This is a genomic window from Pseudomonas sp. BF-RE-25, from assembly GCF_019956105.1.
Lineage (GTDB): Bacteria > Pseudomonadota > Gammaproteobacteria > Pseudomonadales > Pseudomonadaceae > Aquipseudomonas > Aquipseudomonas migulae.
In genome coordinates this window covers 21,697-41,926 of the sequence record NZ_JAHBDB010000045.1, presented here as the reverse complement: position 1 = coordinate 41,926, position 20,230 = coordinate 21,697, and the positions used below count along the sequence as shown (strand labels likewise).

The following is a 20,230-nucleotide window of genomic DNA, read 5'->3' as shown; positions in this document are numbered from 1 at the left end:
TGCCCGCGAAGGCGTCGTGTCATTCAACATTGATGTCAACTGACACGACGCCTTCGCGGGCAAGCCTCGCTCCTACAAGGGGTTTGAGTTGGCTTTGGGTATTTTCGTACGTATTAAGGAACACCGTTGTCATGAACGACGCCACGCACACGCAGCTCCGCCCATTGGCGGACACGTCCCCTTCCGCCATCGTCGCCGGGTTCATCGCGATGATGACCGGCTACACCAGCTCCCTGGTGCTGATGTTCCAGGCCGGGCAAGCGGCAGGCCTGAGCAGCGGGCAGATTTCGTCGTGGATCTGGGCGATTTCCATTGGCATGGCGGTGTGTTCGATTGGCCTGTCCCTGCGTTATCGCACGCCAATCACCATCGCGTGGTCGACACCCGGCGCGGCGTTGCTGATCACCAGCCTGGGCGGTGTGAGTTACGGCGAAGCCATTGGCGCCTACATGACCTGCGCGGTGCTGGTCACCATCTGTGGCTTGACCGGCAGCTTCGAACGCCTGGTGAAGAAGATTCCAGCCTCATTGGCCGCCGCGTTGCTGGCCGGGATTCTGTTCAAGATCGGCAGCGAAATTTTTGTCGCCGCCCAACATCGCACCGCGCTGGTGCTGGGGATGTTTTTCACCTACCTGGTGGTCAAGCGCCTGTCGCCGCGCTACGCGGTACTCGCTGCGCTGCTGATCGGTACAGCGCTGTCAAGGTTCATGGGGCTGCTGGATTTCAGCGCGTTTCACCTGGAAGTGGCGACGCCGGTCTGGACCACGCCGCACTTCTCCCTGGCCGCGACCATCAGCATCGGCATTCCGCTTTTTGTGGTGGCGATGACCTCGCAGAACATGCCGGGCATTGCGGTGCTGCGCGCCGACGGTTACACCATGCCGGCCTCGCCGCTGATCACTACGACGGGCATCGCCTCGCTGCTGCTGGCGCCGTTCGGTTCCCACGGGATCAACCTGGCCGCCATCAGCGCGGCGATCTGCACCGGGCCGCATGCCCACGAAGACCGCAACAAGCGTTACACGGCCGCCGTGTGGTGCGGGGTTTTCTACGGGATTGCCGGGGTATTCGGCGCGACGCTGGCGGCGCTGTTTGCCGCGCTGCCCAAAGAACTGGTGCTGTCGATTGCGGCACTGGCGTTGTTCGGCTCGATCATCAATGGCTTGAGCATTGCGATGGCCGAAGTGAAGGAACGCGAAGCGGCGCTGATCACCTTTATGGTCACGGCGTCGGGGTTGACGTTGTTTTCCGTGGGTTCGGCGTTCTGGGGGATTGTGGCGGGGGTGTTGACGCTGGTGATTCTGAATTGGCGCAAGGCTGCTTGATACACACCGTCCCCTGCAGGAGCGAGCCTGCTCGCGATGGACGTTAACGATTACGCGGGGAATCTGATACCCCGCGGTGCTCTGAAGTCCATCGCGAGCAGGCTCGCTCCCACAGGGGAGCCGGCGGTGGTTTCTGACAGGCATAAAAAAACGGCGACCCTTGGGTCGCCGCTTCTTTTATGACATCAAGCTACCGGATTGATCGGCTTTTCCGGATACCAGACGTCGATCAGCGGGCTGACGGTGACTTCAGTCAGTTCGCTGCGGCCTTTGAGCCAGGCTTCAACAGCTGCACGCTGCTCTTCGGACACCGAGCCACGTTTCTGCAGGCAAACCAGACCGAAGTCGTCGCCGCCAACATAGCCCAGACCGTTGGCTTCCATGGCTTCTTTCAGGAACGCGTCGAGGAAAGCATCAATGGCTTCATCAGCCAAATCTTCTTTGAAATCCAGGTTCAGTTCGAAACCCAGCTCTTGAAATTCATCGACGCACAGTTTTTTGCGCAGACGCTGGGAACGGTTAGTCGCCATTGGAACAATCCTCATAAGTAATAACGGGCGGCACTTTAGCAGTTTAAGCCGCCAATTGCCCGACTCTCTGGGCGCAACGCGTTACCGCCGGTAAAAAAATAGCGGATTAGAAGGCGCGGGCACGGCACAAGCCGCTACACCTTGGGGCATAATGCCGACACTTTCATGACCACTGAGGGAAATTATCTTCATGCCCTCGTCTTTTTTCCCCCTCGGCTGTAGGGTTTTATTTCAGATGATCAAATCTTTGCGTCCACTGCTGCTGGCCAGTCTTCTTCTCCCGCTGGCCCTCCCCGTTTCCGCCGCCACCATCAACACCGCGCTGTCGCCCAACGTCGAAAAAGCCCTCAAGGCCAGCAAGCTGCAGGACAACGCCCTGTCGCTGGTGATGATCCCGCTCAACGGCCCTGGCACCCCGACCATTTTCAACGCTGACGTTTCGGTCAACCCGGCGTCCACCATGAAACTGGTGACCACCTATGCAGCGCTGGAAATGCTCGGCCCGAACCACCAGTGGAAAACCGAGTTCTACACCGACGGCACCCTCAGTGGCGGCATTCTCAACGGCAACCTCTACCTCAAGGGTGGCGGCGATCCGAAGCTGAACATGGAAAAACTCTGGCTGCTGATGCGCGACCTGCGGGCCAACGGCGTGACGCAAGTCACCGGCGACCTGGTGCTGGATCGTGGCTTCTTCGTGCAACCGCAACTGCCGGAGTTCAACGATGACGGCAATGACGAGAACAAACCGTTCCTGGTCAAACCCGATTCGCTGCTGGTCAACCTCAAGGCCCTGCGCTTCGTCGCGCGCAACGACAACGGCCGTGTGCTGATCTCGGTAGAGCCTCCGATTGCCAGCATCCGCATCGAAAACCAGGTCAAGGCCGTCAACGGCAAGCAATGCACCGGTGGCGTGCGTTACAACCCGGTGACCCAGGCCGACGGCAGCGTCACCGTGACCGTCGGCGGGCAGTTGGGCGATGGCTGCAGCTCGCAGACTTACCTGTCGCTGCTCGACCACGCGACGTACACCGCCGGTGCCGTCCGGGCGATCTGGAAGGAACTGGGCGGCAGCATTCAGGGCAGGGATGTTCTGGCGCCCACGCCGAAAGACGCCAAGGTCCTGGCTCGCGCCTTCTCGCCGGACCTGGCGGAAGTCATCCGCGACATCAATAAATACAGTAACAACACCATGGCGCAGCAGCTGTTCCTGAGCCTGGGCCAGAAATTCCGCACCGACGCCGACGCCGATGACGCCAAAGCGGCCCAGCGCGTGGTGCGTCAGTGGCTGGCGAAGAAAGGCATTACCGCGCCGCACCTGGTGATGGAAAACGGTTCCGGCCTGTCCCGCGCAGAACGCGTGAGCGCCCGTGAAATGGCGGCGATGCTGCAAGCCGCATGGCATAGCCCGTACGCTGCCGAGTTCATCAGTTCGATGCCGATTGCCGGCACCGACGGCACCATGCGCAAACGCCTGAAGACCACCGCGATGCGCGGCGAAGCCCACGTCAAGACCGGCACCCTGAACACCGTGCGCGCGATCTCCGGCTTCAGCCGCGACGTCAATGGCAACACCTGGGCGGTGGTGGCGATCCTCAACGACAAGGCCCCGTTTGGCGCATCGTCGGTGCTGGATCAGGTGCTGCTGGACTTGTATCGCCAGCCGAAACTACCGGATACGGCTTCAGTGTTGTAAGCACACCTCAAATCCAATGTGGGAGCTAGCCTGCTAGCGATAGCGGTGTGTCAGTCGGCACATGTATTGACTGACACACCGCTATCGCTAGCAGGCTAGCTCCCACAGGGGGTTGTGTGTAGCCCCGACTTAACCCAACTCGCCCTGAACCCGATCCCGTCCCGCCTGTTTCGCCGCATACACCCCCGAGTCCGCCCGCAGCAGCAACGCATCCGCGCCTTCGTCGACACGCCAACTGGCAATGCCGAAACTCGCCGTGACGATCCCGACGTCGTCGATCGGTGAACTGCGCAAGCCCTGCCACAGCTCCAGCGCCAGTCCATAGGCTTGTTCGCCATCGATGTCCGGGCAGAGCACCATGAACTCTTCACCGCCCAGGCGACAAAACACATCGGTGCGACGCAGGCGATTGCCGATGCGCTCGCACACCGCCTGCAACACCCGGTCGCCCACGGCGTGGCCATGCTGGTCATTGATGCGTTTGAAATGGTCGATGTCGAGCATGATCACCGACAACTCGCCACCACCGCGCTCCACACGAACCATCTCGGTGGTCAGGCGCTCCTGGAAGTAGCGACGGTTGTGGATCCCGGTCAGCGAGTCGGTGATCGACAGCGCCCGCAGCTCTTCTTCGACGCGCTTGAGGTCGGAGATGTCCGAGATATAGCCATGCCAGAGCACGCCGCCGCCGGGCAGTTCCTCCGGGGTCGCTTCGCCACGAACCCAGCGCCCCCCCCGCGTTGGCAACTGCACGCGGTACTCTTCGCGCCACGGGCTGAGCGTGTCCGCCGACGCCCGGATCGAAGCGCGGACCCGGGTGGTGTCCTGGGGGTGAATCCGGGTGAAAATCGCCTCGGCATTGAGCAACAAGACATCCGGCTCGAGCTCGTAGATATCGCGGATGCCGTCGCTGGCGTAGATCACACTGAAGCGCCCGTCGAATTCCATCTTGAACTGGTAAATCCCGCCGGGCACATGGGCGCTGAGTTTCTTCAAGAGCAAATCCCGTGCGGCGAGCGCTTCGTACACCCGTTTGCGCTCGGTGACGTCGATACAGATCGCCAGGTGCCCGACCCACAAACCTTGCTCGTCGAGCACCGGGGTCGCCAGCATGTTCACCGTCAACTGGCTGCCATCGCCACGCACCAGCGTCCACTCCCGCGCCTCGTGACCGCCCTCCTCGCCGCCCTCGACCAACATCGCCTGGCAGGTCGGAATCGGTTTGCCATAACGTGCACTCAACTCGGCCGAACGCGCGGCAAGTTCCCGGGGCAGGTGCAGGTTTTCCAGGGTCATGTGCCCCACCACTTCCACGCTTGAGTAGCCGAGCATCTGCTCCGCCCCGGCGTTGAACGTGCTGATGACGCCGCGCAGGTCGGTGGCGATGATCGCCACCTGGGTCGCGGCATTCAATACGCCACGCAGTTGACCATGGGTACCGCGCAGCTCCTGCTCTCGGGCGCGCAACTCCTGGGTCCGCTGCTCGACCATTTTCAGCGCACGTTGCCGCTGACTGACCAACACATACAGCAGCGAGCTGAGCAGCAGACTGAGCAAACCACCCAGCACTACCAGGCTGCTGACCGAAGAGTGGTTGGCTTGCAGGAAAGCCTCGCTGGGCTGGATGTCGACCTGATAGTCATGGTCGGCCAGCCGCAGCAGCCGGGTCGCGGACAACTCACTGACGGCAGGGCCGTTGGGCGATTCGTAAAGCACTTCGTGCTGTTCTTCGATGGACAGGTCGAGGATTCGCACTGACAGATAATCACGGCCCGCTTCCGGCAAGCCATCGGCCAGCAACTGCCGCATGCTGATCACCGCCATCACATAACCGTAAGGTTTCGTGTCTGGACTGCTGCGTGGCATGACCGGCGCCACCAACAACACGCCCCGCGCATAAGCCGGCTCGATAGCGACAAGATGCATCGGCTGCGACACCGCCATCTGGCCATGCTGGTCCGCCCGGTCCAGGGTGGCACGGCGCAGGGGCTGCGCGGCCAGATCGTAGCCCAACGGTGAGCCGAGCTTGCTCTGGGTCTGGCTGTACAGCACCGCGACATACTCATCGCGCTCCGCCGCCAATTGCAGCTGACCGTCGGCATTGAGCTCACGAATGTTGAAATCGGGTACCCCCTCTTTCCGCACCCGACGCTCAAACTCCGCCCGCTCGGCACGGCTGACCCGCAGGGCGAACGAATAGGCCTGAGTCCGGTGCAGCAAAGGTTGGGTGTAACCGTCGAATTCCTCGCGGGCAACCGAATCGGAATTGACAAAGAATCGGCGCAGGCCATCGAGGCGCTGCTCCTGATCTTCGAAACGTTCTTCGATACGGCTGTAACGTTCACTGGCCAGCAGTTGGAAACGTTGCCGCAATTGTTGGTGAAACAGATTCAGGGTCGACCAGGCGAGCAACCCGGTGAGAACCCCGCCGACGACCAATACAAACAGCGCGACCAGCCAGGCCGAGACGTCTTCACTGATAAAACCCAGGATCTTTGGGCGCACGGCGTGCAACGACATAGAGGCAACTCAAAACGCCAGGTGCCGGAAAAGCCCATTGGCCATGCGATGAGTTATAGCTATTAGCCATCAATTTGACCAGCACTGAAAGAAGCCAAGAGCCTTTAAAAATCAAGGCTCTGTGGATCCAATGCAAAAAACTGTCAACGCGCAGTGATTTTCCAGGCCCGGTGGATCTTGCCGTTGCGGGCGAAGTCCGGATCGATGGTCTGGGTCGTGATCTCCTCGACCGCGTAACGCTCGGTGAGGTTTTCCTCGAGCGCGAACTTGCGGAAGTTGTTGGAGAAGTACAACACGCCACCCGGCGCCAGTCGCGCCATGGCCAGGTCGATTAACTGCACCTGATCTCGCTGCACGTCGAAGATCCCTTCCATGCGCTTGGAGTTGGAGAAGGTCGGCGGGTCGATGAAGATCAGGTCGAACTCGTCACGGCAGGCATCCAGCCAGACCATCACATCGCTCTGCTCCAGACGGTTCTTGTCGGAGAAACCGTTCAGCGACAGGTTGCGACGCGCCCAGTCGAGGTAGGTTTTCGACAAGTCGACGCTGGTGGTGCTGCGCGCGCCGCCCTTGGCTGCGTGGACGCTAGCCGTCGCGGTGTAGCAATACAGATTGAGGAAACGTTTGCCGGCCGCCTCTTTCTGAATGCGCATGCGCATTGGCCGGTGGTCGAGGAACAGCCCGGTGTCGAGGTAGTCGGTGAGGTTCACCAGCAGCTTCACGCCGCCTTCGTTGACCTCGACGAACTTGCCTTGCGCCGCCTGGCGTTCGTACTGCTTGGTGCCGCTCTGACGCTCGCGACGCTTGACCACTACGCGGTTCTTGTCGATGTTCAACGCCTGCGGAATCGCTGCCAGAGCATCGAACATGCGCGCCGAGGCTTTTTCCGGGTCGATGGATTTCGGCGCGGCGTATTCCTGGACGTGGACCCAATCCTGATACAGGTCGATGGCCATCGAGTATTCCGGCATGTCGGCATCGTAGACGCGGTAGCAGTCGATGCCTTCACGCTTGACCCACTTGCCCAGCGCCTTGAGGTTCTTTTGCAGGCGGTTGGCAAACATTTGCCCGCCTTCGCTCAAACGCGGTTGCTCGATCACCGGAGCGGGTGCCGCGGCCGGTTTGATCGGGTTACCGTTTTTGTTGTACTGGCGTTCCTGCGGCTCGTTCGGTGCCTGATCGTATTCCGCCTGCTCGCGCTCGACTTGACGCTGTTCCGGGGTGCGACGCTCGCCGGTGACGAACTGATCCGGCGTGACCTTGATCAGCAGCAACTTGCACGGCAGCGCGCCGTTCCAGAACGAATACTGTTTGTGGCTGCGGATGCCCATGCGCTTGCCCAGGTCCGGCGCGCCGGTGAACACCGCCGCTTCCCAGTTCAGGCAGGCCTGACGCAGACGCTCGCCGAGGTTCTGGTAGAGGTAGAGCAAGCTCGCCTCATCGCCCAGACGCTCGCCGTACGGTGGGTTGCAGATCACCAGGCCTTTCTGGTTCTGGTCCGGACGCGGCTCGAAGGTGCCGACTTCGCCCTGGTAGATCTTGATCCACTCGCTCAGTCCGGCACGCTCGACGTTGTTGCGGCCCGGTTGAATCAGGCGCGGGTCGGCTTCGTAGCCACGAATCCACAGCGGTGGTTTGGCCAGACCGGCCGCAGCGCGCTCGGTGGCTTCTTCGTGAAGCTTTTTCCACAGCGCCGGCACGTGGCCAAGCCACGCGGTGAAGCCCCACTGCTCGCGACGCAGGTTCGGCGCCATATCGGCGGCGATCATCGCCGCTTCGACGAGGAACGTACCGACACCGCACATCGGGTCAGCCAGCGCGCCGCCGTCGGCGGCAATGCGCGGCCAGCCGGAACGGATCAGGATGGCGGCCGCGAGGTTTTCCTTCAGCGGCGCCGCGCCTTGCTGCAGGCGATAGCCACGCTGGTGCAGGCTGTGGCCGGAGAGGTCGAGGGACAGGATCGCTTCGCCACGGTCCAGGCGCAGGTGAATGCGCAGGTCCGGGTTGAGTTTGTCGATGGACGGACGGTCGCCCTGCGGGGTACGCAGTTTGTCGACGATGGCGTCTTTGACTTTCAGGGCGCCGAAGTGCGTGTTATCGATGCCCGAACCGTGACCGCTGAACTCGACGGCAAGGGTGCCGTCGTTGAGCATGTGGTCTTGCCACTCGATATCGAGCACGCCGTGATACAGGTCTTCGGCGTCCTTCATCGGGAAACGCTTGAGCACCAGCAGCACCCGGTTCGCCAGACGCGACCACAGGCACAGGCGATAAGCGGTTTCCATGGTCGCCATGCCGCGCACGGCAGAGGTGTGCTCACGCGCTTCTTCAAGGCCAAGCCCGACGGCTTCCTCGATGAGCAGGCCTTCGAGGCCTTTGGGGCAAGTGAGGAAGATTTCGAATTGATCGGACATTGGAATTTCAGAGCCTTTGGCTAAGTGAACCGACAACGCATTGCCGGCCCGGTTTTCAATCAGGCGCTTTTCTAAAAGAGCGCCCGCGTGGCACGAAGGTGTGCCGTCCCACCCGTGCTGCTCAGGTTAGAAGAGCTTAGATGCACGGGCAGATAAAAAAGTTGATGCAACAAAATGTCATAACTCGACCCTTCGTCGAATAATGCCCGAGACCAACGCGAGGCATTCTCACTAAAGGATTAACCCCATCATCCTGCGGGGGGCCGATCATACAGGGCTTTGGCTAATAAACACGGGACAAACATCGTGTTACTTATGGCCATAGCATCTTTATGGTTACGTCCTTATGACAAAACGATCATTCCCTCGATGTGACGCATTGGTTAGAACTCAATACAGGTTGGCGCCACAACGGACGTCAACACCTTGGCTCGCCACGCCGGCAGCGAGCCCCCCAACGGCAGACATTTCTGCCAGACCTCGATTGAGGTCAACGCGATACATACAGTCAACAAGTGAGGGCAACACCCTATGAGAAGACTTAAGCGTGATCCGTTGGAAAGAGCATTTTTACGCGGATATCAATATGGCGTTGGTGGCAAATCCCGTGAGCTTTGCCCATTTACTCTACCGTCAGTACGCCAAGCCTGGATTAACGGCTGGCGAGAAGGACGCGGCGACAACTGGGACGGTATGACCGGCACTGCGGGAATCCATAGACTCAACGAACTTCACGCCGTCGGCTAACACAGGGCACACACTCCGACACGACAAACTGATTACGTAACGACTTACCACGCACGCCCCATCCGGGCGGCGGGCTTCGGCCCAGGGGCTCCTTCGAGGGGCCCTTTTTTATGCCTGCATTCTGACAAAACACATTCCCCTTGTAGGAGCCGGCTTGCTGGCGATGGCGTCCTATCAGGCGATACATGTGTCGCTGACCCACCGCTATCGCCGGCAAGCCGGCTCCTACAAGGGTTATGCAATGCTGCGAAAGCGATCTCGAGGACGCCAAAGTCCCTGTAGGAGCACGGCTTGCCGGCGAAAGCGATCGTCAGGACGCCTTCGCCGGCAAACGGAACGCCGCCCGGCCGCTCCTACAAGTACGGGGTTTAGCGCAGGGCGGCGATGGCGTCCACGGACTCGCGAATCAGCGCCGGGCCCTTGTAGATGAAGCCGGAATAGAGCTGCACCAGGCTCGCACCCGCCGCGATTTTCTCGGCGGCATGCTTGCCTTCGGTGATGCCGCCCACGGCGATGATCGGCAAACGACCCGCCAACTCGGCCGCCAGCACCTTCACGGTGTGGTTGCTCTTGTCACGAACCGGCGCCCCGGACAGACCGCCCGCCTCGTCACCGTATTCCATGCCTTCGACGCCAACGCGGCTCAGGGTGGTGTTGGTGGCGATCACCGCGTCCATCCCGGTTTCGATCAGCGCTTGAGCGACTTGTGCGGTTTCTTCGTCGGTCATGTCCGGTGCGATCTTGATCGCCAACGGAACATGTTTGCCGTGACGCAACGCCAGCTCGGCACGACGAGTCGCCAGGTCAGCCAGCAATTGCTTGAGCGAATCACCGAACTGCAGGCTGCGCAGGCCCGGGGTGTTCGGCGAGCTGACGTTGACCGTCACATAGCTGGCGTGGGCGTAGACCTTGTCCAGGCAGATCAGGTAATCGTCGACCGCACGCTCGACCGGGGTATCGAAGTTCTTGCCGATGTTGATGCCCAGCACGCCCTTGTACTTGGCCGCAGCCACGCGGGCCAGCAGGTGATCGACGCCGAGGTTGTTGAAGCCCATGCGGTTGATGATCGCCTCGGCTTCCGGCAAACGGAAAATCCGTGGTTTCGGATTGCCCGGCTGTGGACGCGGCGTGATGGTGCCGATTTCGACAAAACCAAAACCCAACTGGGCAAAACCGTCGATGGCCGCACCGTTCTTGTCCAGACCGGCCGCCAGACCCACCGGGTTCGGGAAGTCCAGGCCCATGACGCTCACCGGCATTTTTGCCGGCGCCTTGCACAGCAAGCCGTTGAGGCCCAAACGCCCGCCCGCGCCGATCAGGTCCAGGGACAGATCGTGGGAGGTTTCCGGGGAAAGTTTGAACAACAGCTGACGGGCCAGGGTGTACATGGGCGGCGTTGACTCGAATGGCGGCGAAATGAGGCGGCGATTATAGCCGGGCATCGGGGTCGCAAGCGAGGCGCGCGACAAAATCAGCAAGCGATGGCATATGCCTTGCACCAACACAGGCATCAGCACTCATGCCAACGACGGGATGAGTGGAAGGACAATGGCGTCGTCACCCGGCTTTGCTTGAGCGAAGGCCTGGGACGACGTTTTTTTTGGAAGGTGTTTTGCCATGAATGAAACCACAGCGGGCCCTCTGGCCTGGGTCAACGGCAGCGATGCCCCGGAAAAGACCGACATCAACCTCGGTTTCATGGCCCTGAGCGATTGCGCCTCGGTGGTGGTCGCCGCCACTCAGGGCTTCGCCCAGCCCTACGGCCTGACCTTGAACCTCAAGCGCCAGTCTTCCTGGGCCAACCTGCGGGACAAACTGGTCAGCGGCGAACTCGATGCCGCCCACAGCCTGTACGGTTTGATCTACGCCGTGCACCTGGGCATCGGCGGCGTGGCGCCGACCGAGATGGCGGTGCTCATGGGCCTGAACCAGAACGGCCAGAGCATCAACCTTTCCCACGGCTTGCAGGCGTTGGGCGTGACCGGTCCTGAAGCACTGGACCGCCACGTGCACCAAACTCGCCCAAAACTCACCTTCGCCCAGACTTTTCCGACCGGCACCCACGCCATGTGGCTGTATTACTGGCTGGCGAGCCAGGGCATTCACCCGCTGCATGACGTCGACAGTGTGGTGGTGCCGCCGCCGCAAATGGTCGCGCACCTGCAAGCCGGGCGAATCGACGGTTTCTGCGTCGGTGAACCGTGGTCCGCCAGCGCCGTGAAACACAATCTCGGCTTCACCATGGCAACGACCCAGACCATCTGGCCCGATCATCCGGAAAAAGTCCTCGGCTGCACCCGCGCCTTCGTCGAGCAATACCCCAACACCGCCCGGGCACTGGTGAAGGCGATTCTGGAGGCCAGCCGCTTCATTGAAGAAAGCGTCGAGAATCGCCGCAGCACCGCGCAGTTGCTGAGCGCCCCCCAATACCTGGACGCGCCGCTCGACTGCATCGAACCGCGCCTGCTCGGCGACTACGCCGACGGCCTCGGCAACCGCTGGCAAGACCTGCACGCGCTGCGCTTCCATGGCGCTGGCGAGGTCAATCAGCCTTATCTGTCCGACGGCATGTGGTTCATGACCCAGTTCCGTCGCTGGGGTTTGCTGCGCGACGACCCGGACTACCTCGCCGTGGCCCGTCAGGTCCAGCAACTAGACTTGTATCGAGAGGCCGCCAGCGCGGTCGATGTCGATTCTTCGGCCAGGGAAATGCGCAGCAGCCAGTTGATCGACGGCAAAATCTGGGACGGCTCGGACCCGGCCGGGTATGCCCGCAGCTTCAAACTGCACGCCATGAGCGACAGCTCGCCCCTACTCGCCAGCCGCTGACAGGAGACTACGAACATGCTGCGTATCCTGCTGATCAACGACACCGCGAAGAAAGTCGGCCGCTTGAAGGCTGCCCTGACCGAAGCCGGATTCGAGGTCATCGACGAGTCCGGCCTGACCATCGACCTGCCCGCGCGCGTCGAAACGGTGCGTCCCGATGTGATTTTGATCGATACCGAGTCACCGAGCCGCGATGTGATGGAGCAAGTGGTGCTGGTGAGTCGAGACCAGCCACGGCCGATTGTGATGTTTACCGACGAACATGACCCCGACGTGATGCGTCAGGCGATCAAGTCCGGGGTCAGCGCCTACATCGTCGAAGGCATCCACGCACAACGCTTGCAGCCGATTCTCGACGTGGCCATGGCACGCTTCGAAAGCGACCAGGCCCTGCGCGCGCAACTGCACGCCCGCGACCAGCAACTGGCCGAGCGCAAGCGCATCGAGCTGGCCAAGGGGCTGCTGATGAAGATGAAGGACTGCAACGAAGAAGAGGCCTACACGCTGATGCGCCGCCAGGCCATGAGCCGGCAGCAGAAGCTGATTCAGGTGGCGGAGCAGATCATTGCGATGAGTGAATTGCTCGGCTGAAGGACGCCTTCGCGGGCAAGCCTCGCTCCTACAGGTTCCGCGTCGAACTCGCATGGTGTGAACGACACAAAACCTGTAGGAGCGAGGCTTGCCCGCGAAAGGGTCGACCCGGTCTCCGACTGTTGGCACAAATCTCGCTAAGCAATCACTACAGGTAACCAACGGCGGTTGCCCCACCTACGACAAAGACGTCGCTCACCTCATTTGCCCATGGCGAATCGGGTGGCGGCGTTTTTTTGTTTTGGCCCCACAGACCGGGGCCGGTGGTGCGGCCGTTGCGGCCCCCCACCTGCAAGCTCATGACTCCTTCTCGAGACGACTCACAGCTGAGGTGCGCGATGAATTCAAGCTTCTGGAAATCCGGCCATACCCCGACCCTGTTCGCGGCCTTCCTCTATTTCGACCTGAGTTTCATGGTCTGGTACCTGCTCGGCCCTCTGGCGGTGCAGATTGCCGCCGACCTGCACCTGACCACCCAACAACGCGGGCTGGTGGTGGCCACGCCGATTCTGGCCGGGGCCGTACTGCGCTTTATCATGGGCATGCTGGCCGATCGCCTGTCGCCAAAAACCGCCGGGCTGATCGGCCAGGTGATCGTCATCTGCGCCCTGTTCGTCGCCTGGAAGCACGGCATCCAAAGTTACGAACAAGCGCTGCTGCTGGGCCTGTTCCTCGGCATGGCGGGCGCGTCGTTCGCCGTGGCCCTGCCGCTGGCGTCGCAGTGGTATCCGCCGCAGCATCAAGGCAAGGCCATGGGCATCGCCGGGGCCGGTAACTCGGGCACGGTGCTGGCCGCGCTGATCGCTCCGGTGCTGGCCGCCGCGTTCGGTTGGAGCAACGTGTTCGGCTTCGCGCTGATCCCGCTGATCCTGACCATCATCGTCTTCGCCTGGCTGGCCAAAAACGCCCCTGAGCGGCCGAAAGCCAAGTCGGTGTCCGACTACTTCAAAGCCCTGGGCGACCGCGACAGCTGGTGGTTCATGTTTTTCTACAGCGTGACCTTTGGCGGCTTCATCGGCCTGGCCAGCGCCCTGCCCGGCTACTTCAACGACCAATACGGCCTGAGCCCGGTGACTGCCGGTTACTACACGGCGGCCTGCGTGTTTGGCGGCAGTTTGATGCGTCCTCTGGGCGGCGCACTGGCCGACCGCTTCGGCGGGATTCGCACATTGCTGGCGATGTACACGGTGGCGGCGATCTGCATTGCGGCGGTGGGTTTCAACTTGCCGAGTTCCTACGCGGCGCTGGCACTTTTCGTCTGCACGATGCTCGGCCTGGGTGCCGGTAACGGCGCGGTTTTCCAATTGGTCCCGCAACGTTTTCGTCGCGAAATCGGTGTGATGACCGGTTTGATCGGCATGGCCGGTGGCATCGGCGGCTTCGCCCTCGCGGCGGGCATGGGCGCGATCAAGCAAAGCACCGGCAGTTATCAACTGGCGCTGTGGTTGTTCGCCAGCCTCGGCGTCCTCGCCTGGTTCGGTCTGCACGGTGTGAAGCGTCGCTGGAGAACCACTTGGGGTTCGGCGGCCGTCACCGCTGCGCGGGTGTGAGGGCTGAATGAGCCTGCAACTGAGTTTTGCCGAAGCCAGCGCCATCGGTCCGCGCGAGGAGAACCAGGACGCCCTGCGCCTGGTGACGCCGGCCCCGGCGCTGGCGGCGAGCAAGGGTTACCTGTTCGCCATCGCCGACGGCGTCAGCCAGTGCGCCGATGGCGGCCTCGCGGCACGTTCGACCTTGCAGGCGCTGGCACTGGACTACTACGCCACCCCGGAAACCTGGGGTGTCGCCCAGGCACTGGATCGTTTGCTGCTGGCGCAAAATCGCTGGTTGCAGGCCAATGGCGGTGGGCAACCGCTGTTGACCACGGTCAGTGCCTTGGTCGTGCGCGGCAGGCGTTTTACCCTGGCGCATGTCGGGGACTGCAGGGTTTATCGCTGGCACGCCGATCAATTGCAGCGGGTCACGGAGGACCACGTCTGGGATCAACCGGGCATGCAGCATGTGCTCAAACGGGCGCTCGGCCTCGATCAGCATCTGGTGCTGGATTTTCTCGATGGCGAACTGCGGCTGAATGAGCATTTCGTGCTGCTCAGCGACGGCATCTGGGCTGTGCTGGGCGACACCGCGATTGCGGCGATTCTGCGCGATCAACCGGATCTGCACAGCGCCGCGCAAACCCTGGTGAATGCGGCGCATCTGGCGGGCAGTCAGGACAACGCCAGCGCGTTATTGGTGCGGGTCGATGCCCTCGGTGAAACGAGCATCGGCGATGCGTTGATTCATGTGCAGCAATGGCCACTGCCGCCAGCGCTGAAACCGGGCCAGACGTTTGAGGGCTGGCACGTCGAAGGAATACTCGGCCAAAGCCAGCAGTCGCTGCTCTATCGGGTGCGCGACGCTCAGCAACAACCCTGGCTGCTGAAAACCCTGCCCGGCGCGTTGCGCGACGATCACCTGGCCGGGCAAGCCTTGCTGTCGGAGGAATGGTTTCTCAAGCGCGTGGCTGGCCGGCATTTCCCTGAAGTCCATGCCGCCAGTCAGCGTCAGCATTTGTACTACGTGATGCGTGAATATTCCGGCTCGACTTTGGCGCAACTGGCTGAGCGAACCACAACGCTGCCGCTGGCCCAATGGCAGGATCTGGCGGAACGTTTGCTGCGGGCGGTCGGTATGTTGCATCGACGGCAGATTCTGCATCGCGACATCAAACCGGAGAATCTGCTGCTGGGGGATGACGGCGAGCTGCGGCTGCTGGATTTCGGCCTGGCCTACTGCCCTGGCCTGTCTGAAGATCAGGCCTCGACCCTGCCCGGAACACCCAGTTACATTGCGCCGGAAGCTTTTCGCGGTGACGCGCCGAGCCCGCAACAGGATCTGTATGCGGCAGGCGTGACCTTGTATTTCCTGCTCACCGGGCATTATCCCTACGGCGAAATCGAAGCGTTCCAGCGTCCACGGTTTGGTGTACCGGTCAGCGCCAGTCGCTACCGACCGGACCTGCCCGAATGGATCGCACAAAGCCTGGAGCGCGCGGTGGCGGCGGACCCGACGGAGCGATTCGAAACCGCGGAAGAATGGTTATTGGTGCTGGAACAGGGTGAACGACGCAGTTTGAGCGTACGGCCCCGGCCACTGCTGGAGCGCGAGCCAGTGAAGGTCTGGCGGACGTTGGCGTTGGTGGCGCTGCTGGTGAATATGGTGCTGCTGGTTTTGCTGTTTCATCGTTGATACCGCGTCGCGTCCATCGCGAGCAGGCTCGCTCCCACAGTTGATCGCATTCCCCTGTAGGAGCGAGCCTGCTCGCGATAGCTGACGACCAGCCAACACAAATCCATCAGCAACCCGCTCCATTAGCGGGCACCACGCTTCGATTCGGTGCAGAAGCCCCCTTTGATTAAGCACTCTGAGCCAACAAAACCGGGTGCAGGTCAACTTGGCACAACCACTGCATTACCTCTCTCAACAGACATAAAGCCCAGCCTTCAACGACGAAGGATGCGCTTCCCGAGAGAACGGGACCAGGACAAAGGCGTCCTCGCTAGGCAACTAGCGGGACGCCTTTTTTTGTTTGCGCAAAATTTGTCGAGCACGACCTGAACGCCCTGTCGAGGCGGGTCCGAGCTCCCCGGAGAACCTGATGAAAAAACTAAAACTGGTGATGATCGGCAACGGCATGGCCGGGGTTCGCACCCTGGAAGAGCTGCTCAAGCTGAGCAACGAGCTGTACGACATCACGGTCTTCGGTGCCGAACCCCATACCAACTACAACCGCATCCTGCTGTCGCCGGTACTGGCCGGCGAGCAAACCTTCGAAGAGATCGCGCTCAACGACCTGGACTGGTACCTGGACAACAACATCAAGTTGCTGCTCAACCGCAGAGTCGTAGAAATCGACCGGATCAAACGTCGGGTCATCGCCGACGACGGCACCGAGGCCGAATACGACCGCCTGCTGATTGCCACCGGCTCGACCCCGTTCATCCTGCCGATCCCGGGCAACACGTTGCACGGCGTGATCGGCTACCGCGACATCGCCGACACCCAAGCCATGATCAACACCGCAAAAACCCACAAGCACGCGGTGGTCATCGGTGGCGGCCTGCTCGGCCTGGAAGCGGCCAATGGCCTGATGCTGCGCGGCATGCACGTCACCGTGGTGCACAACGGCGAATGGTTGCTGGAGCGGCAACTGGACAGCGTCAGCGGCCGCTTGCTGCAAACCGCGCTAGAAGACCGTGGCCTGCACTTTCGCCTGCACGAGCAAACCCAGGCCCTGCACGATGCCGGCAATAGCCGGGTCGGCTCGGTCGAGTTCAAGAACGGCGACCGCATCCCCGCCGACCTGGTGGTGATGGCCGCCGGCATCCGCCCTGCGACCGAACTCGCGGAACGCTCCGGGCTCCCGTGCAACCGTGGGATTCTGGTCAACGACACCCTGCAAACCTACGACCCACGGGTTTACGCCATCGGCGAATGCGCCAGCCATCGTGGCATCGCCTACGGCCTGGTGGCGCCGCTGTTCGAACAGGCCAAGGTCTGCGCCAATCATCTCGCACAGCTTGGCTTCGCCAGCTACAAAGGCTCGGTGACCTCGACCAAATTGAAAGTCACCGGCATCGACCTGTTCTCCGCCGGCGATTTCATGGGCGGCGAAGGCACCGAAACCATCACCCTTTCCGACCCGATCGGCGGGATCTACAAAAAACTGGTGATCAAGGACGACGTGCTGGTCGGGGCCTGCCTGTACGGCGACACGGCCGATGGCGGTTGGTATTTCCGGCAGATTCGCGAGAACCGGAATATCGACGAAATCCGCAATCACCTGATGTTTGGTGAAACCATGCGGGAAGCCAGCTGATGAACCGCCAGATCACCGCCTCCACCTGTTGCTACTGCGGGGTCGGCTGCGGCGTGCTGATCGAGCATGACGGCGAGCGCATCCTCGGCGTCAGCGGCGATCCGGCCCACCCGGCCAACTTCGGTAAGCTGTGCAGCAAGGGCTCAACCCTGCACTTGACCGGCGACCTCGCAGCCCGAGCGCTGTACCCGGAACTGCGCCTGGGCAAAGGCCTGGCCCGCAGCCGCACCGACTGGGACACCGCCCTCGATCACGCCGCCAGCGTATTCGCCGAAACCATCGCCGAACATGGCCCGGACAGCGTGGCGTTCTACATCTCCGGGCAGTTGCTGACCGAGGACTACTACAGTTTCAACAAACTGGCGCGAGCGTTGGTCGGTACCAACAACATCGACAGCAATTCGCGCCTGTGCATGTCATCGGCAGTGGTCGGCTACAAGCGCAGCCTCGGTGCCGATGCACCGCCATGCAGCTACGAAGACCTTGAGACAAGCGACTGCGTGATGATCGTCGGCAGTAACATGGCCTACGCCCACCCGGTCTTGTTTCGCCGCCTGGAAGAGGCCAAATCCCGCCGACCACAGATGAAAGTCATCGTCATCGACCCACGTCGTACGGATACCTGCGACTTGGCTGACCTGCATCTGGCGATTCTTCCGGGCACCGATGTCGCCTTGTTCCATGGGATTTTGTACCTGCTGCTGTGGGAAGACTGGATCGACCGCGACTTCATCGAGGCCCACACCGAAGGCCTGGCCGAACTGAAAAACCTGGTGCGCGATTACACGCCGCCAATGGTCTCGCAGCTGTGCGGGATCAGCGTCGAGCAACTGCAGCAATGCGCCGAGTGGGTCGGGACCTCGCCGAGTTTTCTGTCGCTGTGGTGCATGGGGCTGAACCAGTCCACCGCCGGCAGTGCGAAAAACAGTGCCTTGATCAACCTGCACCTCGCCACCGGGCAGATCGGCCGTCCCGGCGCAGGACCTTTCTCCCTGACCGGTCAGCCGAATGCCATGGGTGGCCGCGAAACCGGCAGCCTGTCGAACCTGCTGCCAGGCCATCGCGAAGCGGCCAATGCCGAGCATCGCGCAGAAGTCGCAGCCTATTGGGGCGTGGATCAACTGCCGGCAAACACGGGGCTCACCGCGATCGAATTGTTCGAGCAGGTTCGTAACGGAACCATCAAAGCCCTATGGATCGCCTGCACCAACCCCGCGCAATCGATGCCGGACCAGAGCGCCGTGCGCGAGGCGCTGCAAGCCTGCCCGTTTGTGGTGTTGCAGGAAGCCTTTCGCACCACCGAAACCGCCGCGTTCGCCGACTTGCTGCTGCCTGCTGCCAGTTGGGGTGAAAAAGACGGCACGGTGACCAACTCCGAACGGCGGATTTCCCACGTTCGCCGGGCGATTGTCGCCCCCGGAGAAACGCGTTCCGACTGGGCAATTACAGTGGATTTCGCACAGCGCCTGGAAAAATACCTGCGTCCCGGACAACCCAGTCTGTTTGCGTTCGACACCCCGGCGCAGGTCTTCGATGAGTACAAACTCCTGACGCGCGACCGGGACCTGGATTTGTCCGGTATCAGTCATGAGCTGATTGATCGTCTCGGTCCACAGCAATGGCCGTTTCCCGCCGGCGCCCGTGAAGGTACGGCCCGACTGTATCGGGACGGAATTTTCCCGACCGCCAACGGGCGTGCCCGGTTCGTGGCCGATCCGTACCTTGCCGCCAAGGAACAACGCGATGGGCAATTCCCGCTGACCCTGATCACCGGCCGCCTGCGCGATCAATGGCACGGCATGAGCCGCACCGGCACTGCCGCGCAGTTGTTCGGTCATGTCAGCGAAGCCGTGCTGAGCCTGCACCCGGATGAATTGCATCGCCATGGGCTGCAACCGGGAGAACTGGTCAGTTTGAAAAGCCGTCGCGGCGCGGTGATTGTCGCCGTCGGCAGCGATGACAGCGTGCGTCCGGGCCAGGCGTTTCTGCCGATGCACTGGGGCGACCGGTTCCTGAAGGGCGGGGTCAATGCGCTCACCCAACCGGCATTCGATCCGTTGTCGAAACAACCGGAACTCAAACACAGCGGCGTACGAATCGACCCCGTGCATTTGCCCTGGAACCTTTTCGTACTGATTGAGGGCGATGTTCAACAGCATTTTGAGACGCTACGACCACTCTGTGAGGCGTTTTCCTACGTTAGCCTCAGTCTCGCTGGTCGTGAGCGCCCTGCGCTGCTCATACGCGCTGCCAGCGCCACAGCGCCAGATCCGCAATTGTTATGCGATATCGACCGCGGCCTTGGGCTCAATGAAGGGCCGGTCCTGGCGTACGACGACCCACGGCGCGCCATCGGCAAACGGGTGCGGATCGAGCACGGCCGGATCACCGCGATTCGCCTGGCCGGCGAAACCCTCGCACAGCACTGGCTGCAGGACCTTTGGCAAGAAGGTCGCGCCGATGAACAACTGCGGCGCTGGCTGCTTGCACCGCTGAGCGCACCACCGGGCAACGCCACCACATCGGTTGCCGGCACTAAAACCTTGTGCAACTGCAAAAACGTCAGCCAAGGCGCGGTCTGTGCCGGTATCCGTCGAGGCCTGGATTTGCAGGGGTTGAAACAGGAATTGGGCTGCGGCACGCAATGCGGCTCGTGCGTCCCGGAAATCAAGCGTTTGCTGGCCACCACGGCACAGCCGATCGCCGTCATCTCGTGAGGA

The 20,230-nt window shown here is 61.7% G+C and carries 12 protein-coding genes and 1 pseudogene; 9 read left to right on the top strand and 4 right to left on the bottom strand.

Translation table 11 applies throughout. From position 1 onward, the window contains the following. Positions 1-131: 131 nt before the first annotated feature. Entirely contained in the window at positions 132-1,325 is a 1,194-nt protein-coding gene (locus KGB24_RS20650; protein ID WP_223415721.1) for a benzoate/H(+) symporter BenE family transporter, read from the top strand. A gap of 185 nt (positions 1,326-1,510) precedes the next feature. Here KGB24_RS20650 and KGB24_RS20645 read toward each other — a convergent pair whose 3' ends face one another. After that, complete coding sequence (locus KGB24_RS20645) at positions 1,511-1,855, bottom strand: YggL family protein (protein WP_008027379.1); 345 nt, start codon at positions 1,853-1,855, stop codon at positions 1,511-1,513. Positions 1,856-2,090: 235 nt separating this feature from the next. On the opposite strand from KGB24_RS20645, the gene dacB reads away from it, so the two are divergent. Then, positions 2,091-3,551 carry a D-alanyl-D-alanine carboxypeptidase/D-alanyl-D-alanine-endopeptidase gene (gene dacB, locus KGB24_RS20640; protein WP_223415720.1) on the top strand — a complete coding sequence of 487 codons (1,461 nt, stop codon included), beginning with the start codon at positions 2,091-2,093 and terminating at the stop codon, positions 3,549-3,551. A gap of 129 nt (positions 3,552-3,680) precedes the next feature. Here dacB and KGB24_RS20635 read toward each other — a convergent pair whose 3' ends face one another. Together KGB24_RS20635 and rlmKL are read right to left on the bottom strand one after the other, a co-directional pair. Beyond that, positions 3,681-6,071, bottom strand: a complete 2,391-nt coding sequence (locus KGB24_RS20635; RefSeq protein WP_223415719.1) for a diguanylate cyclase — start codon at positions 6,069-6,071, stop codon at positions 3,681-3,683. Between the two features lie 143 nt (positions 6,072-6,214). Then, positions 6,215-8,485 (bottom strand): bifunctional 23S rRNA (guanine(2069)-N(7))-methyltransferase RlmK/23S rRNA (guanine(2445)-N(2))-methyltransferase RlmL, encoded by a 2,271-nt coding sequence (gene rlmKL / locus KGB24_RS20630; RefSeq protein WP_008027386.1) that lies wholly within the window; start codon positions 8,483-8,485, stop codon positions 6,215-6,217. A 531-nt stretch (positions 8,486-9,016) separates the two neighbouring features. On the opposite strand from rlmKL, the gene rmf reads away from it, so the two are divergent. Further along, positions 9,017-9,232 (top strand): ribosome modulation factor, encoded by a 216-nt coding sequence (gene rmf, locus KGB24_RS20625; protein ID WP_003223300.1) that lies wholly within the window; start codon positions 9,017-9,019, stop codon positions 9,230-9,232. 368 nt (positions 9,233-9,600) lie between these two features. Here rmf and KGB24_RS20620 read toward each other — a convergent pair whose 3' ends face one another. Further along, complete coding sequence (locus KGB24_RS20620; RefSeq protein ID WP_223415718.1) at positions 9,601-10,620, bottom strand: quinone-dependent dihydroorotate dehydrogenase; 1,020 nt, start codon at positions 10,618-10,620, stop codon at positions 9,601-9,603. Positions 10,621-10,849: 229 nt separating this feature from the next. Here KGB24_RS20620 and KGB24_RS20615 point away from each other — a divergent pair, with 229 nt between their 5' ends. The 6 genes and pseudogenes from KGB24_RS20615 to KGB24_RS20590 all read left to right on the top strand — a co-directional run bounded on the left by KGB24_RS20615 (position 10,850) and on the right by KGB24_RS20590 (position 20,227). Beyond that, entirely contained in the window at positions 10,850-12,061 is a 1,212-nt protein-coding gene (locus KGB24_RS20615; RefSeq protein ID WP_008027389.1) for a CmpA/NrtA family ABC transporter substrate-binding protein, read from the top strand. A gap of 15 nt (positions 12,062-12,076) precedes the next feature. Further along, positions 12,077-12,652 carry an ANTAR domain-containing response regulator gene (locus tag KGB24_RS20610; RefSeq protein WP_008027390.1) on the top strand — a complete coding sequence of 192 codons (576 nt, stop codon included), beginning with the start codon at positions 12,077-12,079 and terminating at the stop codon, positions 12,650-12,652. A gap of 338 nt (positions 12,653-12,990) precedes the next feature. Beyond that, a complete protein-coding gene (locus tag KGB24_RS20605) occupies positions 12,991-14,202 on the top strand; it encodes a nitrate/nitrite transporter (RefSeq protein WP_008027395.1) in 1,212 nt (403 codons plus the stop codon). A gap of 7 nt (positions 14,203-14,209) precedes the next feature. Continuing rightward, on the top strand, positions 14,210-15,880 hold the full coding sequence (locus KGB24_RS20600; protein WP_223415717.1) for a bifunctional protein-serine/threonine kinase/phosphatase: 1,671 nt from the start codon (positions 14,210-14,212) through the stop codon (positions 15,878-15,880). 409 nt (positions 15,881-16,289) lie between these two features. Continuing rightward, positions 16,290-17,489, top strand: a pseudogene (locus KGB24_RS20595) (NAD(P)/FAD-dependent oxidoreductase); the annotation flags it as partial. A 20-nt stretch (positions 17,490-17,509) separates the two neighbouring features. Beyond that, positions 17,510-20,227, top strand: a complete 2,718-nt coding sequence (locus KGB24_RS20590; RefSeq protein WP_223415716.1) for a nitrate reductase — start codon at positions 17,510-17,512, stop codon at positions 20,225-20,227. The last annotated feature ends 3 nt before the right edge of the window (positions 20,228-20,230 follow it).

Coding starts and splice junctions, on each gene's coding strand:
- rlmKL (WP_008027386.1), bottom strand. CDS start 8,485: ATGTCCGATCAATTCGAAATCTTCCTCACTTGCCCCAAAGGCCTCGAA.
- KGB24_RS20650 (WP_223415721.1), top strand. CDS start 132: ATGAACGACGCCACGCACACGCAGCTCCGCCCATTGGCGGACACGTCC.
- dacB (WP_223415720.1), top strand. CDS start 2,091: ATGATCAAATCTTTGCGTCCACTGCTGCTGGCCAGTCTTCTTCTCCCG.
- KGB24_RS20605 (WP_008027395.1), top strand. CDS start 12,991: ATGAATTCAAGCTTCTGGAAATCCGGCCATACCCCGACCCTGTTCGCG.
- KGB24_RS20590 (WP_223415716.1), top strand. CDS start 17,510: ATGAACCGCCAGATCACCGCCTCCACCTGTTGCTACTGCGGGGTCGGC.
- KGB24_RS20635 (WP_223415719.1), bottom strand. CDS start 6,071: ATGTCGTTGCACGCCGTGCGCCCAAAGATCCTGGGTTTTATCAGTGAA.
- KGB24_RS20610 (WP_008027390.1), top strand. CDS start 12,077: ATGCTGCGTATCCTGCTGATCAACGACACCGCGAAGAAAGTCGGCCGC.
- KGB24_RS20645 (WP_008027379.1), bottom strand. CDS start 1,855: ATGGCGACTAACCGTTCCCAGCGTCTGCGCAAAAAACTGTGCGTCGAT.
- KGB24_RS20620 (WP_223415718.1), bottom strand. CDS start 10,620: ATGTACACCCTGGCCCGTCAGCTGTTGTTCAAACTTTCCCCGGAAACC.
- KGB24_RS20600 (WP_223415717.1), top strand. CDS start 14,210: ATGAGCCTGCAACTGAGTTTTGCCGAAGCCAGCGCCATCGGTCCGCGC.
- rmf (WP_003223300.1), top strand. CDS start 9,017: ATGAGAAGACTTAAGCGTGATCCGTTGGAAAGAGCATTTTTACGCGGA.
- KGB24_RS20615 (WP_008027389.1), top strand. CDS start 10,850: ATGAATGAAACCACAGCGGGCCCTCTGGCCTGGGTCAACGGCAGCGAT.